This is a genomic window from Foetidibacter luteolus (genome assembly GCF_009650435.1).
Classification (GTDB): Bacteria; Bacteroidota; Bacteroidia; order Chitinophagales; family Chitinophagaceae; genus Foetidibacter; species Foetidibacter luteolus.
In genome coordinates, this window is record NZ_VVIP01000062.1 from 23,345 (window position 1) to 42,306 (window position 18,962).

Consider the following 18,962-nt stretch of genomic DNA (forward strand, 5'->3'; position numbering starts at 1 on the left):
GGGGCGTTGTGCCGGAGTATGAGCGGAAAGCCCGGTGCCCATCGCCTTAGCGTGGGCAGGCGCCCTACCCTTTTTACTTATGCTGCAAATTGCTTAATGCCTGCACCACACGGCTTACAGGCAGGCCCATAACATTGTAGAAATCGCCATTTACGGATGCGATGCCTACAACGCCAATCCATTCCTGGATGGCATAGGCGCCGGCTTTGTCGTAAGGCTGGTATTTGTCAACATAAAAAGTTACCTGCTGCAAGGTTAGCTGGTGAAAAAGTACTTCTGTAACGTCAGCAAAGGCAGTTTCTGTGTCATGGTGCATTAGTACAACGCCGGTTATAACGCGGTGGCGCTGGCCGGAAAGCGAAGTAAGTATATCAATGGCATGCTGCCTGTTGTTGGGCTTGCCGATTACCTGGTTGTTTAGCACCACAATGGTATCGGCAGCGAGTATGGGCCTGGCTGGCAGGCTGTTTTGTATAATGTGCTGCTGAACGGCTATAGCCTTGTTGCGTGCAATGTGTACAGCAACTTCTTCAACCGGCATGCCCGGGGGAAAGCTTTCGTCTGTAGGGCATACAATGATATCGAAAGGCACTTCAGCCCACTCAAGCAATTGCTTGCGCCGCGGCGATTGTGATGCGAGTATGATGTTGGGAAGCATGGTGGTGTGGTGGTGAGTAGTGAGTGGGGAGTGGTGAATAGTGAGTGGGGAGAACACTTACATTAACACTTACCATTACCGCCCGCCTTTATGAATAGATTTTAAAAAATATCATGGATAAAATTCCCGTAAACATTACCAGCTTAATAAGAGAGCTAAGGCTATGGTAATCTTTTGGGGTTTGTGCTTTGTACAGCTTTTTAAATATGTAAAACAATGGCGCTATTACCAGCAGTACCATATAGATAACGCTGCCCCACCAGCCTAATGTTAACGCGTAACCCTGCACAACCAGCAACGCTATAATAATAACACTAAGCCATACGGATACAAATACTTTAGTAGCAATTACGCCCCAAACAATGGGCATTGTTTTGCCACCATAGCGCCTGTCGCCCTCCATGTCTTCCATATCCTTTACCACCTCCCTTATCAGCGAGATAATAAATGCAAAGCCAGCATACAGGAAGGTTACCCGTAATATTTTGTTTACGTTAAGCGAGGTTGAGGAAAATACATGGCTGTTCTCGCTCCATGTAATCACCAGTATTACCCAGGCCGTTAACACAGAGATGAGCACATTGCCGATGAGGAACTTTTTTTTGAAAGAAATAGAATAAACAAATAACAATGCCACGCAAAGAAAATTGGCCACACCCACCAGGAAGGCCCTGGAAGTAAAATCTATTACAAAGCCCATAACAATGCCGGCTATGCTAAGCGCCAGGTGCCAAACGATTGTCCAGCGACGGTGGATGATTTTTTCCACCACCATTTTTTCAGGTTTGTTTACCTGGTCTATGTCAAGGTCAAAATAATCGTTGATGATATAGCCCGCAGCGGCTATTAATACGGAAGAAAGGCACAACAGACCAAAGCGCCAGCCGTAAATATTGGGTACCAACCCGGCCCTGTCGAACACGGGGCGCACCACGCAATACAGAAAGAGTAACTGGGTTACGGCTATAAAAACCAGGTTGGGCCAGCGTACCAGTCTTATAAATGCGGTTACTAATTTCAAAACGGCTATTACTTTTTGTGGTGGATATAGAGTTGGCAATGTACCTTATTGTGACCTTACCTGCTTGTCGCCCATCCAGTTTCCATTTAATTTTAACACTTTTTCAATTACATCCCTGGCGCAGCCCATACCACCGCTGAACGGTGAGATGTAGTGGGCAATATCCTTCACTTCAACAACAGCATCGGCGGGGCAGCAAGCCAGGCCTGCATGGCCCATTACTTCAACATCGGGCACATCATCTCCCATGTACATTACCTGTGCAAAATCAACGCCCTGGCCGCCCATAAAATCACGAAGACAGGCCAGCTTATCTTCCACACGCATAAATATACTTTTAATGCCGAGGTATAACAGCCTTTCTTTTACTTCATCAGACGACGCCCCTGAAATTGCCACTACATGATACCCTTTTTTTACAGCCAGTTGCAGGGCATAACCATCTTTTATGTTCATTTTACGGGCCATGGCGCCACCGGGCAACAGCAGCAGGCTGCCATCGGTAAGTACGCCGTCAATATCAAACACAAAAGTGGTGATGGGCTTAAATAGTTCAAGAACGTTCATGAATTGATGTATTGATGTGCTGATTAGCTAATTGGCTGATGTGATAATATGCTGATGCAGGAGTTGGATAAAACCTGAACCAGCACATAACCAAATTACCATATCAGCAAATTTTTAATTATTTCTGGTTATCCCTCCACTCGTACACCCAGGCGCTCTGTATCATTTCCAGGTGGCCCTCGGTGCTTTGCTCCCTTGTGCCGTGAAAGTTAGGCACCTGCAGCACCCATTCCAGCAGGTCTGTAAAACGTACGCGGTAAATTCTGCCTTCGGTAAATTCGTCGCCAAACCTTTCATACAGCTTCATAGCAATATCCTCATGGTCGTTCCAGTGTATCGGCGGTTCAAAAATTGACATATAGCATGTGATATTTAGATAAAAGATTCAGTGCTCAGCTATCCGGTCAAAAGTTATTCCCCCAGGAACTGCGTTTGATCAGGTAATGTAATTTCAACCAGCCCCCCACCCTGCTGCAGCACACACTGGCAGCCTAACCTTGAGTTGATGCGGGGGTTAACGGCCCTGTCGATAAAATCCTCTTCCCTGTCGCTAAGTTCTTCCAGGTAATCCATTCCATCCATCACGTAAATATGACAGGTGCTGCATGCGCATACCGCCCCACAATTGTGGTGCAGGTGAATATCATTATCCAGGCAAACTTCCAGCAGGCTTTGGTTGCCGGCAATACCAGAAAATGTTACAGGCTCCAATCCTTTCTGCTCAAAGTTTATCTTAATCGTGTACATGAATCTCGCAATTAGGGCCGCAAAGCTATTACAAAACAACGGCTTTAAACCGGGCTTTAGCAGGTAAATTGCCAGCGAAAAATAAGCGCTTAAATAATTTTATGCAAACAGTTGTTTGTTTTAGATAAAGTTTCTACATTAGAGCAATGAAAGTAATTCATAACGAATGATGAACTGCTTTCAACAGGTGTAGAAACCTGCACAAATAAGTGATCGGTTGCTTGCTCATAACAATCCCCGTGAGGTTTTCCCCGCGGGGTTTTTTATTTAGATAACCCACAGCCAGTGAAACATTTAGGGGGTGCCCCCAAGCTGCGCAAGGGGTCGGGCTTTTCGCTTATACTCCGGCACAGATGCCTTGCCGCGATGGCCTCACCGGGGTATACGCTTCAATCCCTCACCCTAAGGTGTAACCTGTTGCTTATTCGCAATCCTGTATCACTGGAAATCATGAATGGTGCGCAGTAATGCTTTCACTCATTATTTTATATAACTGCTGCAGTTGCGGGTAACTACTTAACAAGACCAGGTGGTTTTGAATTGTAGTTACGTCACTTCTAACAGCGGGGCCTGTTTGCATTCCTTCCGGTGCGTGATGCCGCAGGCGGGTGGCGGTTTCTTCAATTAATGGCAGCAGGTAACCGAATGGAACGTTTTGCTTTTCGCAAAAAGATTTTGCCAGGGTATATAAATGATTGGTGAAATTAGAAGTAACCACAGCGCCGATATGTAAGGACAGGCGCTGTTCATCATTTACAACACCGGTTACGGCAGACAAGGTTTGGGCAAAACTGAGCAGTATGGTTGTAACAGCTTCATCAGACCCATCTACCAGCAAAGGTATAACCGGTATATGCTCGTTTTCTTTCCTGATGCTCTGTAGTGGGTATATAACGCCGTAGTTGTCAGAAGCACTTTTCAACACATTCCTGCTTACAGAGCCTGCCGTATGCACAACCAGCCTGTTGTTAAGGGACAACGATGAAGCCACATGTTCTATGGCTTTATCCGCAACAGCTATCATGTACAACGAAGCATTGCCAGCAATATCTTTTAAATTGGCTATGGCCGTACAGCCAAGTTCGTTCGCCAAAGCTATTGCATGCTGTTCGTTGCGCCCCCATACCTGCAACACTGTATGCCCACAACGTACCATTAACCTGCCTAGTACCGCAGCAACATTACCCGTACCGATGATAACAACATCCATAACTTTGAATTTTACAAAACCGCTACCGCATTACCTGGTAACACTAAACATCCACCGCGATGAAATTAGCACAAAGAATGGCATTTGGTTATTACAAAACAAAATTCAAAGCGCTGGGGGCTGTATCGCCACGCAAGGCCGCAGAAGCCGCATTTACCCTGTTCTGCACGCCTTACCACGGCAAGCCTAAAAGAAAAATGCCGGCAGTATTTAATAAGGCAACCTCATTTCAACTTTCTTTTCAGCAGTTAACAGTTCGTGGTTTTGAATGGAAAAATGACAAAAGTACAAATGGCCACGTGCTTATATGCCATGGCTTTGACAGTAGTTGCTACAAGTTTGCAGATTATGTTACGCCTTTACTAAATAAAGGATATGCTGTTACCACTTTCGACGCCCCGGGCCACGGCATCAGCGACGGCAAAACCATTAATGCGCTGCTGTATAGCCAACTGATGCTTGAACTGGAAGTTACCCGTGGGCCATTCAGCGCTATCATGGCACATTCGCTGGGTGGGCTGGCCCTTTCACTATCCATGGAAAAAATGGAAAACAGCGCATCTAAAAAAATTGTGCTGGTGGCGCCTGCTACTGAAACAACAACCGCCATCCAGCATTTTTTTCATTTTATACCTGTTACGCCAAAAGTTAGAAAGGAATTTGACAACCTGCTTTATGAGTTAGGCGGCAAACCGCCACAATGGTACTCTGTAACAAGGGCTGTTCAGAATACTTCTTGCAAAATACTGTGGCTGCACGATAAAGCCGACCAGGTTTGCCCTTTTGAAGATACCAAAACTATACGGCAACTGAAACTGCCTAATTTACAATTCCTGGTTACCAATAACCTTGGCCACAGCAAAATTTACAAAGAGCCCGCTGTGCAAAAAGCTATTGTTGATTTTATTTGCGACAGTCATTTTAATGTAAACAATATAACGCTGCCGGATGTTGAGTATCAATGGATGTAAGAAAGATTTTTGGGAATAAAACAGTTACTATTAAAAGTTCAGTAACCTGAGAATTGATTAGTCTGATTTTTGCGAAAAATTCGCACTGGCTACCAAGCACTTATTTCTTCCTGAACACTATCGGTTCGCTTTGTTTTCCTGTAACCAATGAAAAAAAGTCTCTCAACAATTGATAATCTTCCGGATAAAATATTGCTTTTTTTATATATACCCTGCTTCGCAATTCAATAGTCCTGCCATTTAGGCGTAGCAGATACTCAAACAAACCGCCGTCATTATTAATTATAGCTTTGATAGGCTTAGGCATTTCTTCCACTTCATATCCTTCAGGTATTTGCATACTTAATATATAAACATGATCAGAACAATAAGGCATCTCTACCGGGTACAACCGAATACTGTCTGATTTGAAAGGATTATCTTTTATGGCATCTTCGAAAACAGGATTAATGTATACATATTTTTCTTTACCTGGGTCAAATCTTAGCTTATAACGGAGGGTAATAGGTTCATCAATATTCTTGAAGGAATCTATGGAGGCGTCTATAATACTTGTAGGAAAGGAATAAGAGCTTGCAATCTTCTGAAAAAAGGAAAGATTATTACTACTATCCAAAATATTTCTGGTATGCAATGATTCATAGTAACCTAACGCTGATACATAATCAAGAGACGAAAACCCACCCGAATCATTGGTGATGGTTACATTTGTAATTTTTGTTTCTGTTAATGAATCTGGCGAGAAGAAAACGGGAATTGAGGCTGTGTCAACAACCCTGGCATGACCGTTATAACATGACAATGGCAGCTTATTGAAACCAATATTACGCTCTGATGCATCCAGGTAATATGTGCTATCCTCCATATCAACTCTTATTACTACATAATTAAAATTATCCATAACCGGGTAGGTTACGTTTGTTAACCCATTATCCCTGGTACTTAGTATTACAGGCCTTGCATTAATACCGATTGAATTCAGCATAGCAATCAGGAGTAGGTTTATTTCTGCTACTGACCCTGCCCGTTTTTCGAATACGGCTTTCGATGATAGCCCTGAGCTAACAAATAGTCCATTTCCTTCTTTTGTAAAATGGTCCCTTACAAACCTGAATAATGCCTTAGCCTTATCTGATTTAGATTTATAAAACCCACATATTTTTTCAACTTCCGGATGTAACCACTTATCATTTTTCAGAAAAAAATCTCCAAAACTATTACTGCTCAATAGCCTGTTGGAGGCATATTTCCAGTCTTTTAACAGCACCACGCTTTTGCCTGGGCTAACAGGCTGCATTACCAACTGAAACTGAACCCGGCTTATGTAATTTTCGATCGTAGAAACAAATGGAGCTGTCTGTATTGCAGGTATGTTACTAGCCTCCCAGGTAACGGTATGAACATTGGCGCCATACCATTTATTGCCGGCCACTATTGTTTCCCAGGCAGGATTTTCCGTACGGCTTGATACAGGATGACTACCCTGCGGAAGAATTACGAAATTGAATATATCCGGAATTCTTACCGAATACTTGCTAAATACAACAGGATATTTTCCCTGAAAATCCCAGGCACGTAATTTAAAGTAACTGGATGACCTAATTCTGTAATTCATCTCTACAATCGACCCCTCCCTTACATTTGGAAACGCGAAGCTTTCCTTCACCATATCACCTGAGCTTTTCTCAATAAAGAAATCCTTTTCAGCAACTTCTGTCGTTAGTATACTTCCATTTTCAAGATTGTATGTTTTAGCTTCAAGATGCTTAAGTTTGCCACGCCCGTTATCATCTGGTGAAAAATAGACGGACACTTTTGCCGCATCAAACCCATTCTTGTTCAAAATTTTAATACGAAGAGTGCGTTTGAATTCAAGTCTAAAGCCATCTTCATAGCCTTCAAGTTTAGCGCTTCCTATATCAAACAGTACTAACGCACCTGCACCTTCGTCTATACCGGGCAAAGAAAGCCTAAAGTCTGATAAAGAAATTTGGCCAAACTCTCTCTCAACAGGCTGAGCAGGAACAATAAGGCGTAAACTGAGAAAATACAAAACGAGAAGCAGGGCCCGGGTGTTGGACATTTTTTTTTGCAAAGATAATTGCAATGGAATTAAAGATTAAAAAACATAACTGATAAAAACACTGTCCCAATAGCTAGCAGCCAACAAACGGAAAACAAAAAATGCCACGTTTAAAATACGCTCTTCAATGGACTATCCGCCCCAACTTTTTTTGCATTTACGCCGTTTAAACTAATATTGCATGAATGGAACTGTTGTAAAACTGCTGTTTTTAGCTGGCGGATAAGTTAGCTGAAGCAGAGGCAGATGCTATATTTCCGGGGCCGGATGATGATTGCTGAGCAGCGCACAGAACGTACAAGAGTGCGACGCAAGAGAAGCTTCATAGCAGTACTTCAGCCGGGTACATAAAAAATTTTAAGAGCAAGCATGGCAAAGAATTTATTAATTGTGGAGTCGCCTGCAAAGGCCAAAACCATTGAGAAAATACTGGGTAAAGATTTTGAGGTGAAGAGCTGTTTTGGCCACATACGCGACCTGGAGAAGGACGAGATGGGCATTGATGTAAAAAACAATTTCAAACCCCGTTATATTATACCGGAAGATAAAGAACGTGTGGTACGCGACCTTAAGCAACTGGCCAAAAAATCTGACGAAGTATGGCTGGCAACGGATGAGGACCGCGAAGGGGAAGCTATTAGCTGGCACCTTTGCGAAGTACTTGGCCTTGACCCTGAGAATACCAAACGCATTGTTTTTCATGAAATAACCAAACCGGCCATTAAAAAGGCCGTTGATACACCCCGCAAGCTGGACATGAACCTGGTGAATGCACAACAGGCACGCCGTGTGCTCGACAGGATTGTGGGCTTTGAACTTAGCCCTGTGCTGTGGCGTAAAATGAGCATGGGTAACTCGTTAAGTGCAGGCCGTGTACAAAGCGTTGCAGTAAGGTTAATAGCCGAACGTGAACGCGAAATAAACGCCTTTAACAGCACCAGCAGTTTTAAAATTGAAGCGCTTTTTGCCGCACAGGACATTAACAACAGGCCTGTAACATTTAAGGCCGAAGGCGCCAAACAAAACACGGCGGAAGACGCGGAAAAATTTTTGAACAGTTGCATAGGCGCTGATTACACTGTTAAAGACATACAGGTAAGGCCTGGCAAAAAATCTCCCGCCGCGCCGTTTACCACTTCCACCCTTCAGCAGGAAGCCAGCCGCAAATTAGGTTACGGCGTTAGCCGCACCATGATACTGGCACAGAAGCTTTACGAAAGCGGTTACATTACTTATATGCGTACAGACAGTGTTAACCTTAGCAACACTGCCATAGAAGACATTAAAGGCCAGATTGGAAAACAGTATGGCGACCGCTACATACAGGTACGAAAATACAAGAACAAAAACGAAAGCGCACAAGAGGCGCACGAAGCCATACGCCCTACTTACATGGAAAATATTACCGTGGATGAGGTAGATGCCAAACGCCTGTATGAGCTTATCTGGAAACGCACCATGGCATCGCAAATGGCGGATGCGGAACTGGAAAAAACAACGGCAAAAATTGATATATCTACAAACAGGCAGGAACTGACGGCACAAGGTGAAGTGCTGAAGTTTGATGGCTTCCTAAAGGTATATATGGAAGACCGCGACGATGAAGATATTGCCGATGAAGAAAGTGCCGAAGGTGTTTTGCCCCCGCTTACTGTTGGCAAAAAACTGGACTTTAAGGAACTGAAAGCCGTAGAACGTTTTACCCGCCCGGCGCCAAGGTATACCGAAGCCTCGCTGGTAAAAAAACTGGAAGAACTGGGTATCGGCAGGCCATCTACCTATGCGCCTACCATTTCCACCATTCTTAAAAGAAACTATGTTGAAAAACGCGATAAAGAAGGCGTGAAAAGAGATTACCGGGTGCTTACGCTGAAGAACAACCATATCAGCAAACAGCAACTGCAGGAAACCACCGGTGCGGAAAAAGCCAAACTGTTCCCTACAGATCTAGGCCTTGTGGTTACAGACTTTCTTAACCAGTACTTTGACGATGTGATGGACTACGGCTTTACCGCCCGTATAGAAGGTGAGTTTGATGAAATTGCAGACGGCAAAAAAGACTGGGCCAAAATGGTGGACAGCTTTTATCACCCATTTAAAAAAGATATTGAGCACACCCTTGAAAACGCCGAACGCATTAAAGGCGAAAGGGAATTGGGTATTGACAAAGAAAGCGGCAAAAAAGTAGTTGCCCGCATGGGCCGTTTTGGGCCTATGGTGCAAATTGGCGATGCCAATGATGAAGAAAAGCCACGCTTTGCTAAATTAAAACCTTCGCAAAGCATAGAGACCATTAGCTACGATGAAGCGATGGAACTTTTTAAATTGCCACGCACCCTTGGCGAGTACGAAGGCCAGGAAGTGTCTGTAAACGTAGGCAGGTTTGGCCCTTACATTAAACTTGGTGAGCAGTTTATCTCAATACCCCGTGGTGAAGATTTGTACGAAATGGAGCTTAGCCGCGCCATTGAACTGATAAATGAAAAGCAGAAAGCCGATGCGCCGATTGGCTACTACGAAGACAAGCCTGTAACCAAAGGCAAAGGGCGTTTTGGCCCCTTTATTAAATGGAACGATTTGTATATTAACGTACCAAGGTCTTACAACTTTGATGCGCTTAGCCAAAGCGACATTAATGAACTGATTGAGAAGAAGCTTGACAAAGAAGCTAACCGCTACATACAGCAATGGCCCACTGAAAAAATTTCTATAGAAAATGGCCGCTGGGGCGCTTTTGTGCGATTTGGAAAAAAGATGTTGAAGCTGGGCCGTAAGGCAGATGGCACTAAATACGAAAATGAGGAACTAAGCACTATATCGTTAGACGAAGTGAAAAAGATGATTGAAGAGCAGGTGCCCGGCGCCTTTGCCAAAAAAGAAAAAGTGGCGGCTAAAAAAACAGCTACCAAAAAAGCCGCACCTAAAAAAGCGGCCAAAAAGAAATAAACATAGGCAACTGCCGGCTGTTTGCGGTCGGCGGTTACAGCTTATCATTTTAATTTTCCTTTAGATACCAGCGACATAGTTTCATGGCATCGTCCCTTGCGTCGCAATCCGTTCATCGTCTGGTTCATTGGGCAGCTTTTCAGACCCGTATAGGTTTCCCGCAGTTATCAGATAGCAGCCATCGAGAACACATACCAGCAATATAAATATTATCTGCTCTCAACCCCCTTACGGTGGTTGATAATAAAATTGTAGTAACGGGTAGTAATTGAGCAGGCAACTTTGGTAATTGTGTTTACTTTTAATCACGATGCTTACCTCTGACTGCTATATCACCGATTGCTGGGAACAACTTAAAGCTGGCGACCAGGGCGCATTATCAGTTATTTATCAACACCACTACAACGGCCTTATCAACTATGGCTATAAAATTTGCGGAGATAAAGATGCAGCCAACGACTGTTTCATTAAAGTACTCCTCAAACTTTGGGACACCCGTAGCACGTTACCTCAGGTAACCAACCTGCGCTCTTACCTTATGACCTGCCTGCGCCATGAAATTATACACGAACTAAAGCTGGCTGATGATCAGCAGCAGAAGCTAAAAAAATTTTACAGCCTTCATAACCCTGTTGAGCATCCTTACGAAGACATTATTATACGTTTGCAAACAGACCTGGTGCTGAAAAAGAAATTAACCAAGGCCTTACAGCATCTTTCCGCCAGGGAAAAAGAACTCCTGCAACTAAAGTTTTATGAAGACCTGGATTATGATGAAATTGCCTTACGCTGCAACATTACAAAGCGTACAGCTTACAATATCATACATGCCGCTCTTAAACGCCTTAAGGTTGAACTCTGCACAAGCCATCTTACTGTAGCAGAATTGTATCCCGCTCTTGTACTCGGCCTCATGTTTTTAGCTGTTTAAAAAAAAGTTTGCTTTTTTATAGTAAAAGCTTTCGCTTTTTCCCTCAATACTATACCGGTTAAACCGCCAAGACTAATGAACCAGCATTACGACAGCTATGAGGAAGAAGATTTTTTACTTGACGACTCATTCGTTCGCTATTGCCTGGGCACAGACGTAGTGGCTACACGCTTCTGGAACAACTGGATAGAGCTTCACCCTGAGAAAAAAACAACCATTAATAACGCCAGGCAACTTTATTTTTTACTCAACGGCAGCAATACTGCCGGGCAGTTCAAAAAGCATGAAGAAGTTTTCAGGCAACAGTTCCAGCAACTTCAGCAAAGCAATCCTGTGGTGGCAACAACTGTAACACGCAATAACCGGTGGTTAAAAAAATTTATACTGTACGGCTCTCCGGCATTGCTGCTTCTTTTTGCCGCGGCAGCATGGTTAATAAAAAAAAATGATGCAGTCAGCAAAACTGCCGCTAGTGCATATACCAGCATTACGGGGTATGGAGAGCGCAAATCAATACTGCTTGATGACAGCACGAGAATAACGCTTAACGCCGGCACCAAAATAATCGTATCCCCGGGTTTCAATAAGGAATTAAGGGAAATAACGCTGGATGGGGAAGCGCTGCTGGATGTAGCCCACAACCCGGCTAAACCATTTATCATCCACACACCTTCTATGGATGTAAAAGTGCTGGGTACAGTGTTAAACGTAAAAGCCTATTCAACAGATAAAAAAGCCGAAACATCTCTTATCAGGGGCCTTGTAGAAGTTACCCTTAAAGGCAGGCAAAAACGCACAGTAATACTGCACCCAAGCGAAAAAATCGTGGTTGAAAAAGATGTGGTTGTTCAGGCTGCTGCACAAAAATTGCCTTCACCGACGGCAGACAGCAGTTTTGTGATAAAGCCGCTTACACAATCTCCGCAGGATACCACTGTTAATGAAATATTGTGGACCCGCGCCAAGATTTATTTTGATGATGAAAGCCTTGAAGAAATAGCGGCGGTGCTGGAAAGAAATTTTTCTGTTGCTATTACCCTTTCACAAGATGTTAAAGGCTACAGGTACACCGCCACATTTGAAAGAAAAAGCATTGAGGAAATATTAAACGCCTTACAGCTTTCCCAGCCGTTTGATTATACGATAACTCAAAACAAATTCATAAAGATTGCTAAGAAAATAAACTGATTGCGCTTAAAAAGGAAAGGGAATGCTGGTAACATTCCCCCACCCTGTAAAAGTTGCTAAATGCAAGGTGTCCATTGCACCGGTAGCCTTGCTATTATTCACAATTAACAAGTAAATCTATGCAAAAAAAACGATTGCCGGCGGCGTTGCCGCCCCTGCGGCAAGTTGCCAAAACTTTACTGCTTATGAAAATCTCCGTTGTAATTATTCTAATTACCTGCATGCAGGTAAGCGCGGCCGGATTTGGCCAGGATGCCCGCATAACCCTTAAAATGAACCAGGCCCCGCTGGCAAAAATCCTTAAGCTGATAGAAGAAAAAACCAACTACAAATTTGTTTATTCTACCAGCATATTTCCGGGTGACGCTGTTACCAGTATTAATGTTAACAACCAAACCGTAGCTTACACCCTTACACAGGTACTTACCAACACCGGCTTTACTTTCAGGGTAATGGGCGAGGATATTATTGTAATTACCCCGGCCCCCGAAGAAAAAGAGAGGCATGTTGTTCAAGGCAAGGTTACTTCTGCCAAAGGAGAGCCACTGGAAAGCGTAACCGTTGCTGTTGACAAACCTTCCTCCGTTACCGTAACCAACGAAAAAGGAGAATACACGGTTAACGCAGATGATGATGCAGTTATATCCTTCAGCTCAATAGGCTTCGTTCAACAAAACGTAAAAGTGAATGGCAGGGCCGAAATCAATATAGTACTTGCCGCCTCTTCAGCAGAGCTGAATGAAATTGTGGTAGTAGGTTACAATACGCAGAACAGGCGAAAGCTTACCAGTGCTGTAGCTACAGTAAGCGGAGAAGATTTAAACAAGCGTGTTGCTACCAACCCTGCCACGCTGTTGCAGGGCCAGCTTCCCGGATTGCAGGTAGTTCAGTCATCTGGCGAGCCCGGTAATGAGGGCGTGCAGTTGCGCATCAGGGGCATAGGTACCTTTAGCGCAGCCGGCAACGATCCTTTGGTAATCATAGATGGGTTGCCAGGCAACCTTAGCATACTAAACCCCAACGATATTGAATCTGTGTCCCTGCTTAAGGATGCTGCCTCCGCTGCTATTTATGGCTCACGGGGCGCCAACGGCGTAATAGTTGTGAAAACCAAAAAAGGAAAAGGCGGTGCGTTCTCCGTACTGTATAACTACAATATCGGTGTATCAACAGCCACCACCCTGCCAGACCTTATTACCAATTCAGCAGAATTCATGGAATTGTCTAATGAGGCCAGGTTAAATTCAGGCTTGCAACCCCTGTACACCCAAGACCAGGTTGACCTTTACCGCAATGCCACCGACCGTGTAAAATATCCTAACTACAACTGGCTGAACGATGTGTTTAAAAGCGCCACCACGCAAAACCATTACCTGAACATGAGCGGTGGTAAAGAAAACACCAATTACAGTCTTGGCATAGGTTATACCAACCAGAAAGGTGTGGTAATAGGTTTTGAAGAACAGAAATACACTATGGATTTTGGTCTTAGCTCCAAAGTAAGTAAGCGGATAACCATCGGCACCAATATTCAAATGCGCTACAGCGACAGGAAATACCCGCATAACGGCGGCGTGGATATGTTTCTTTCCACCATCGCCCAATCGCCGCTGTACCCGCCCAAAAGCCCAGATGGCAGGTGGATAAAAAGGGCTTTCCCCAACGAACTGGGCAATAAGAATACAGTTGCAGTAGTGGAAGAAGATGCCAGGGTGCGGGCCAAGGACTATTATGCACAGGGCAACCTTTCTTTTGATGTGGATATCATCAACGGCCTTAAATGGGAAAACCGTGCCGGGATGAACTTTGATGCGTACAAATACAACGATTTCAGGCCCGTAGTTCAAACCTATTACTACAACGACATGAGTTCAGCAGGCATACTGGATGTAGGCACACCCGGCCTTAATACCGGCAGAACAGACAATATTTACACCGTTTATTACAGCCAGCTAACTTACCGGCGCCAGGTTGGCGAACACAATATCTCCGCATTGGCCGGCTACCAGCAGGAATATAATGGCGGCAGCAACCTGTACGGCTCCAGAACACAGTTTGCCACCAACGAATTAAGAGAGTTGAATGCCGGGCCAGCCAACGGTCAAACCAACAGCGGTACATCGTCAGAATGGGCTATACGCTCCTTTTATGGTAATGGCAACTACGACTTTAAAGACAAATACCTGCTCGGCGCCAGCTTACGTTATGATGGAACCTCAAGGCTGCCCAACGATACAAGATGGGGCCTGTTCTACTCTTTTTCCGGCGGGTGGAGGTTGTCTAAAGAAGCCTTCCTGCAGAATGTAAGCTGGCTGAACGACCTGAAGCTACGGGCATCCTGGGGCCAGTTAGGCAACCAGAATATTGGCAACTATCCTTATCAGCCCGTATTGGATAACCGCAACTATGCTTTTGGCGGCAGCGTTTCTACAGGCTACTCCGCAAGCACTTTGGTTGATCCATCCTTAAAATGGGAAACCACCCGTGTGTTTGACATTGGTATTGACATGACCATATTAAGCAACCGTTTAAGCATCACCGCCGACTGGTTTAACAAATACACTTTCGACATACTCCGCAGCTTCCAGGTACCTCTGTGGCTGGGCTTGAATCCTCCCACAGTAAATAGTGGCGCTTTAAGAAACAAAGGCTTCGAAATAAACCTGCAGTACAAGGATGTAATAGGTAAAAACTTTTCCTGGTATGTTGGTGGCAACCTGCAGGCTTACAGGAACAAGTTGGAAAGCTTTGGCAAAACAGAAATAGGCGGCAACACCATACGCGAAGAAGGCAGGCCGCTGGATGAATTCTACATCTATCAATGGGATGGCATTTTTCAAAGCCAGGATGAAATAAGCAAATCCCCCAAACAACCTGTTACCCCTACGCCCGGCGACCTCAAAATTAAAGACATTAACGGTGATGGTGTTATTGATGCCCAGGACCGCACCTACACACCTGGCCGTTACCCCTCTTACCAATATTCTTTCAACCTGGGCGCTTCATGGAAAGGTTTTGATTTTAATGCCCAGTTCTACGGCTCCAAGGGCCAAATGATTTATGTTAACGGCTGGGGTATTGAACCTTTCAGGCAGGGCTCGTTGCCTACTACAGACTGGCGCAACCGCTGGACGCCCGAAAACCCTTCCACCACCATGCCTAAAATTTATGTGGCCGATAGCTATCCTGCGGTGCAGAATTACGCATCTACTTATTTTCTCAAAAGCGGCACTTATATAAGGCTCAAAAACATACAACTGGGCTATACCATCCCTCCCGCCATTGTGAGCCGCGCAGGTGTAAAATCTCTCAGGCTTTATTTCACCGCCGACAACGTTTTTACCGTCAGTAAGTTTCCTGGACTGGATCCTGAACGTACCAGCATAAGCGGAAATTATGTAGGCTATCCGCAAAACAAAACGTTCACATTCGGCGCAAGTGTTCAATTTTAAATGTCCTCTTAACATGATGCATATATGAAAAAGTTTATTCTATATACACAAATTATCACAGGCCTTTTACTGGCGGGCTCCTGCAAAAAAGGCTTTCTGGACCGCACACCGCAGGATGCACTTTCCACCACTGTGTTCTGGAAAAACGAAGCCGATGCAGACCTTGCACTTACCGGCTTATATAATTATCTCTATGCTGGTGGGGGTGGTTATGCCACATCCCAATACCAGGTTGTTGCCTGGGATAATTTCAGCGATGATTCCTATGGCCAATACAATTATGGAGGCGGCACAACAGCGCTAACCGCGGGCATTACACCGCAGTCCGGCGATTATGTATATAACTACTACGCCAACAACTACAAGGCTATCGCGGCTATTAATTCGTTCCTCGCAAATGTTGACAAAGTGCTTACAGGCGATAAGCTGGCCCGGTACAAAGGCGAGGCCTATTTTCTGCGTGCCTTTAATTACCTGTGGCTGGCCCAGTTATATGGCAACGTAGTAATTATTACCGACGATCCTTTCTCTGTTGATTTTAAAAGCACCAAAGCAAAGTCAACAAAAGCTGAAGTAATGCAGCTTGTAGAGTCAGACCTCGACCTTGCCATTGCGTCTCTGCCGGCAACAACTTATGCCGATGGCCACGCCGTAAAAGCAACTGCACAGGGCTACAAAGTAAGGGCGCTGTTGCTACAGCAAAAATGGCCAGAGGCTGCCGCCCTTGCTAAACAAATTATTGACGATGGCCTGTACTCATTAAACCCCGATTACGGCGCCAACTTTTACAAGCCCGGCCAATCATCCAGCAAAGAGATCATGTTTTCGGTAAAGTACCAGTTGCCCAATGTACAGCACCAGGATGTGGCACTGGCCGTTTCCCTCCAACGCTGGAAGGGCGAATTAGGCACGCAGGATTTAATTGACGAATATGAAGCCGGAGACCCACGCAAAACCATGACTTTCTTTTTTCCTGGCGATACCCAGGAAGACGGATGGCCTTTTACCGGCGACCTTGCTGTGGCCACCCCCGGCAAAGACAGTTGGATCAACGGCTACTACTGTGTTAAAAAATGGCTTACCCCAGGCTTGGTTAACCCTGACTACGGCGCATTGGACGACAACGATTATGTGTTACTGCGTTATGCCGATATTAAGATGATGTATGCCGAAGCGCAAAACGAAGCAGCAGGCCCCGATGCTACGGTTTATACACAGGTAAACGAGGTGCGTGCAAGGCCAGGCGTTAGCATGCCTGCATTGCCCGCCGGCCTTACAAAAGACCAGATGAGAGAACGTATCAGGCACGAAAGAAGGGTTGAATTTGCCATGGAGGGGCTGCGCTACCACGACCTGCGCCGTTGGGGCATTGCCAAAGAAAAACTGGATGGCTTCGTGCCCAACCCGTTATTCCCTGCCATTAAAACAAAGTATGAAGACAACTACGAATTCTGGCCCATACCCCAAACAGAAATTGACCGTAACCAGCCCGATCTGGTTCAAAACCCGGGTTATTAAATAAGTTTCATTTAGCAGTTATTTCGAGAAAACGGCGCCCTTTTGGGCGCTGTTTTTTATGGGCCCGGCAGCAGGAACTACTATGAGGCTTCCGTTGCGTCGCACTCTTGTGCGGCTGGATTCATTATTGGGCAACAATACCAAGCAACCTTGACATTATGGTGCATGTTTGCCCCCGTAAAGATGGTCATTGGTAACGGTTCTTGTCACCATTGCTTGCATTACCACGATAGTGATGAAATAAAAATGCCGCTGTAGAAACAGCGGCAAACACTTAACGCATGAGAAAATCGTCAAATAACAATAATGCTTCTATGCGAAAAATGAAGACGGAAAACCTCCCGTCAAAAATCCGTGAGTAAGATAATACGCGTTTTTCAAAGATGCACTACAGTAGAGGAAAATACAATTGAAATATATCGTGCTTTATTTTTCATCCCGGGTTCAATAAGGTAAGAAGCTTTCCGGTGCCGGGCAACAAGGATAACTGGTGTAACAATATGTGCCAATTCCTCGTCTTTTTTTATAAAGTTTTTGCCGTAATGCTTTTTCAAAGATTATTCCTATTGGGATAAATTATGTACATTGGGTTAATTTATTGCCAGCATGAAACACCTGACGATTGTACTGCTAACTGCCTGCTTTTTTGTTTGCTGCAAATATCCTGATTTTGCCGTAAGGCAACGCATAGAGCCATTTACTGATAGCCGGTACAGAATTTATACGACAATTTATACCCCTGCTGCATATCAAAAAATTACTTACGCCAGGGATACACTGGTAAAAAGTGAACATCTTGAAGCAGTAAAGCAGGACGAAAAGGCAAGAGCCGAAGCAATTATAGCAACCGCTACAATTGATTGATTATAAAACCGGTCCCGGTAATGTGAAAAAACTGCATTCTGCCAACGCAGGTATATGGCTGGCAGCTACCCGGCTTACTTATTTACGCTCTTTCAGCACACTAAATAAAAAGCGGCGATTGCAGCGGTCGCGGCGCTAACCATTGGATGCATATATGCATCAGCAACAGGAATAATTTTGATACGGCACAACACATGCCGGTAATTCAGGCGCCAACTTCTGCCCCACGGTTACGAAATGCATTTTATATTTGAAGCTGATATGAAAGCTTTTACCCTGAGGAACATATTGCTCTACGCCTTAGCCATGGCTGGGGTGCTGCTCCTGCTTCAATGGATGGAGTTTCAGTTCCTGGTTATCAACCGTGCTGCTGAGGTTTATATTACAGGTATTGCAATTATTTTCACCTCCCTTGGCATATGGCTGGCCCAAAAACTCACCCGGACAAAAAAAGAGGTAATCAAAGAAACAATTGTGGTGGAAAAAGAAGTTATTGTTTACAGGGCGGGAGTGGCTGATGAAACGTTTATCCCCGATACCAAAACGATAAGCAACCTTGGCATAAGCCAACGGGAACTGGAGGTATTGAGCCTGATAGCGGCAGGAGCAACCAACCAGGAAATAGCCGACCAGCTTTTTGTATCGCTAAACACAGTGAAGACCCATACCTCCCGCCTGTTTGAAAAATTAGATGTCAGCAGGAGGACACAGGCGGTAGAAAAAGCAAAAAGGTTACATCTGATACCCTGACTATACTACTTTCGGGTGAATCCGCGTAAAGCAGCCAAGAAATCATACTATCGGGT

The 18,962-nt window shown here is 44.7% G+C and carries 15 protein-coding genes; 8 read left to right on the forward strand and 7 right to left on the reverse strand.

Annotation, left to right across the window (positions count from 1 at the left end; translation table 11 throughout):
- Positions 1-73: 73 nt before the first annotated feature.
- From F0364_RS20650 to F0364_RS20675, 6 genes are all read right to left on the reverse strand, one after another.
- The gene (locus F0364_RS20650; protein WP_153799712.1) at positions 74-658 is read right to left on the reverse strand and encodes a Maf family protein; all 585 of its coding nucleotides are present in this window, start codon (positions 656-658) and stop codon (positions 74-76) included.
- Positions 659-746: 88 nt separating this feature from the next.
- Positions 747-1,718, reverse strand: coding sequence for a geranylgeranylglycerol-phosphate geranylgeranyltransferase (locus F0364_RS20655; protein WP_262885408.1), 972 nt, complete (start codon positions 1,716-1,718; stop codon positions 747-749).
- A 6-nt stretch (positions 1,719-1,724) separates the two neighbouring features.
- A complete protein-coding gene (locus F0364_RS20660; protein ID WP_153799713.1) occupies positions 1,725-2,246 on the reverse strand; it encodes a KdsC family phosphatase in 522 nt (173 codons plus the stop codon).
- Between the two features lie 118 nt (positions 2,247-2,364).
- On the reverse strand, positions 2,365-2,604 hold the full coding sequence (iscX, locus tag F0364_RS20665) for a Fe-S cluster assembly protein IscX (RefSeq protein ID WP_153799714.1): 240 nt from the start codon (positions 2,602-2,604) through the stop codon (positions 2,365-2,367).
- Between the two features lie 53 nt (positions 2,605-2,657).
- Entirely contained in the window at positions 2,658-2,993 is a 336-nt protein-coding gene (locus F0364_RS20670; protein ID WP_153799715.1) for a 2Fe-2S iron-sulfur cluster-binding protein, read from the reverse strand.
- Positions 2,994-3,441: 448 nt separating this feature from the next.
- Entirely contained in the window at positions 3,442-4,203 is a 762-nt protein-coding gene (locus tag F0364_RS20675; RefSeq protein WP_153799716.1) for a Rossmann-like and DUF2520 domain-containing protein, read from the reverse strand.
- Between the two features lie 59 nt (positions 4,204-4,262).
- Here F0364_RS20675 and F0364_RS20680 point away from each other — a divergent pair, with 59 nt between their 5' ends.
- Positions 4,263-5,174 (forward strand): alpha/beta hydrolase, encoded by a 912-nt coding sequence (locus F0364_RS20680; RefSeq protein WP_153799717.1) that lies wholly within the window; start codon positions 4,263-4,265, stop codon positions 5,172-5,174.
- A 100-nt stretch (positions 5,175-5,274) separates the two neighbouring features.
- On the opposite strand, the gene F0364_RS20685 is transcribed toward F0364_RS20680, so the two are convergent.
- Positions 5,275-7,281, reverse strand: a complete 2,007-nt coding sequence (locus F0364_RS20685) for a DUF3858 domain-containing protein (RefSeq protein ID WP_153799718.1) — start codon at positions 7,279-7,281, stop codon at positions 5,275-5,277.
- A gap of 345 nt (positions 7,282-7,626) precedes the next feature.
- Between F0364_RS20685 and topA the strand changes: the two genes are divergently transcribed.
- The 7 genes from topA to F0364_RS20720 all read left to right on the forward strand — a co-directional run bounded on the left by topA (position 7,627) and on the right by F0364_RS20720 (position 18,906).
- Entirely contained in the window at positions 7,627-10,203 is a 2,577-nt protein-coding gene (gene topA / locus F0364_RS20690) for a type I DNA topoisomerase (RefSeq protein WP_153799719.1), read from the forward strand.
- Positions 10,204-10,513: 310 nt separating this feature from the next.
- The gene (locus F0364_RS20695) at positions 10,514-11,134 is read left to right on the forward strand and encodes an RNA polymerase sigma factor (RefSeq protein WP_153799720.1); all 621 of its coding nucleotides are present in this window, start codon (positions 10,514-10,516) and stop codon (positions 11,132-11,134) included.
- Positions 11,135-11,209: 75 nt separating this feature from the next.
- The gene (locus F0364_RS20700; protein WP_153799721.1) at positions 11,210-12,322 is read left to right on the forward strand and encodes a FecR family protein; all 1,113 of its coding nucleotides are present in this window, start codon (positions 11,210-11,212) and stop codon (positions 12,320-12,322) included.
- A 185-nt stretch (positions 12,323-12,507) separates the two neighbouring features.
- Complete coding sequence (locus tag F0364_RS20705) at positions 12,508-15,774, forward strand: TonB-dependent receptor (protein ID WP_207632803.1); 3,267 nt, start codon at positions 12,508-12,510, stop codon at positions 15,772-15,774.
- 24 nt (positions 15,775-15,798) lie between these two features.
- Positions 15,799-17,292 carry a RagB/SusD family nutrient uptake outer membrane protein gene (locus F0364_RS20710; protein ID WP_153799723.1) on the forward strand — a complete coding sequence of 498 codons (1,494 nt, stop codon included), beginning with the start codon at positions 15,799-15,801 and terminating at the stop codon, positions 17,290-17,292.
- A 606-nt stretch (positions 17,293-17,898) separates the two neighbouring features.
- A complete protein-coding gene (locus F0364_RS20715) occupies positions 17,899-18,156 on the forward strand; it encodes a hypothetical protein (RefSeq protein ID WP_153799724.1) in 258 nt (85 codons plus the stop codon).
- A 261-nt stretch (positions 18,157-18,417) separates the two neighbouring features.
- Positions 18,418-18,906 carry a helix-turn-helix transcriptional regulator gene (locus F0364_RS20720; RefSeq protein WP_153799725.1) on the forward strand — a complete coding sequence of 163 codons (489 nt, stop codon included), beginning with the start codon at positions 18,418-18,420 and terminating at the stop codon, positions 18,904-18,906.
- Positions 18,907-18,962: the final 56 nt, after the last annotated feature.

Excerpts from the sequence above, each read along its gene's own strand:
- F0364_RS20670 (WP_153799715.1), bottom strand. The coding sequence starts at position 2,993 with ATGTACACGATTAAGATAAACTTTGAGCAGAAAGGATTGGAGCCTGTA.
- F0364_RS20710 (WP_153799723.1), top strand. The coding sequence starts at position 15,799 with ATGAAAAAGTTTATTCTATATACACAAATTATCACAGGCCTTTTACTG.
- F0364_RS20700 (WP_153799721.1), top strand. The coding sequence starts at position 11,210 with ATGAACCAGCATTACGACAGCTATGAGGAAGAAGATTTTTTACTTGAC.
- F0364_RS20680 (WP_153799717.1), top strand. The coding sequence starts at position 4,263 with ATGAAATTAGCACAAAGAATGGCATTTGGTTATTACAAAACAAAATTC.
- F0364_RS20660 (WP_153799713.1), bottom strand. The coding sequence starts at position 2,246 with ATGAACGTTCTTGAACTATTTAAGCCCATCACCACTTTTGTGTTTGAT.
- F0364_RS20695 (WP_153799720.1), top strand. The coding sequence starts at position 10,514 with ATGCTTACCTCTGACTGCTATATCACCGATTGCTGGGAACAACTTAAA.
- F0364_RS20715 (WP_153799724.1), top strand. The coding sequence starts at position 17,899 with ATGAAACACCTGACGATTGTACTGCTAACTGCCTGCTTTTTTGTTTGC.
- iscX (WP_153799714.1), bottom strand. The coding sequence starts at position 2,604 with ATGTCAATTTTTGAACCGCCGATACACTGGAACGACCATGAGGATATT.
- F0364_RS20705 (WP_207632803.1), top strand. The coding sequence starts at position 12,508 with ATGAAAATCTCCGTTGTAATTATTCTAATTACCTGCATGCAGGTAAGC.
- F0364_RS20650 (WP_153799712.1), bottom strand. The coding sequence starts at position 658 with ATGCTTCCCAACATCATACTCGCATCACAATCGCCGCGGCGCAAGCAA.
- F0364_RS20675 (WP_153799716.1), bottom strand. The coding sequence starts at position 4,203 with ATGGATGTTGTTATCATCGGTACGGGTAATGTTGCTGCGGTACTAGGC.
- topA (WP_153799719.1), top strand. The coding sequence starts at position 7,627 with ATGGCAAAGAATTTATTAATTGTGGAGTCGCCTGCAAAGGCCAAAACC.
- F0364_RS20720 (WP_153799725.1), top strand. The coding sequence starts at position 18,418 with ATGAAAGCTTTTACCCTGAGGAACATATTGCTCTACGCCTTAGCCATG.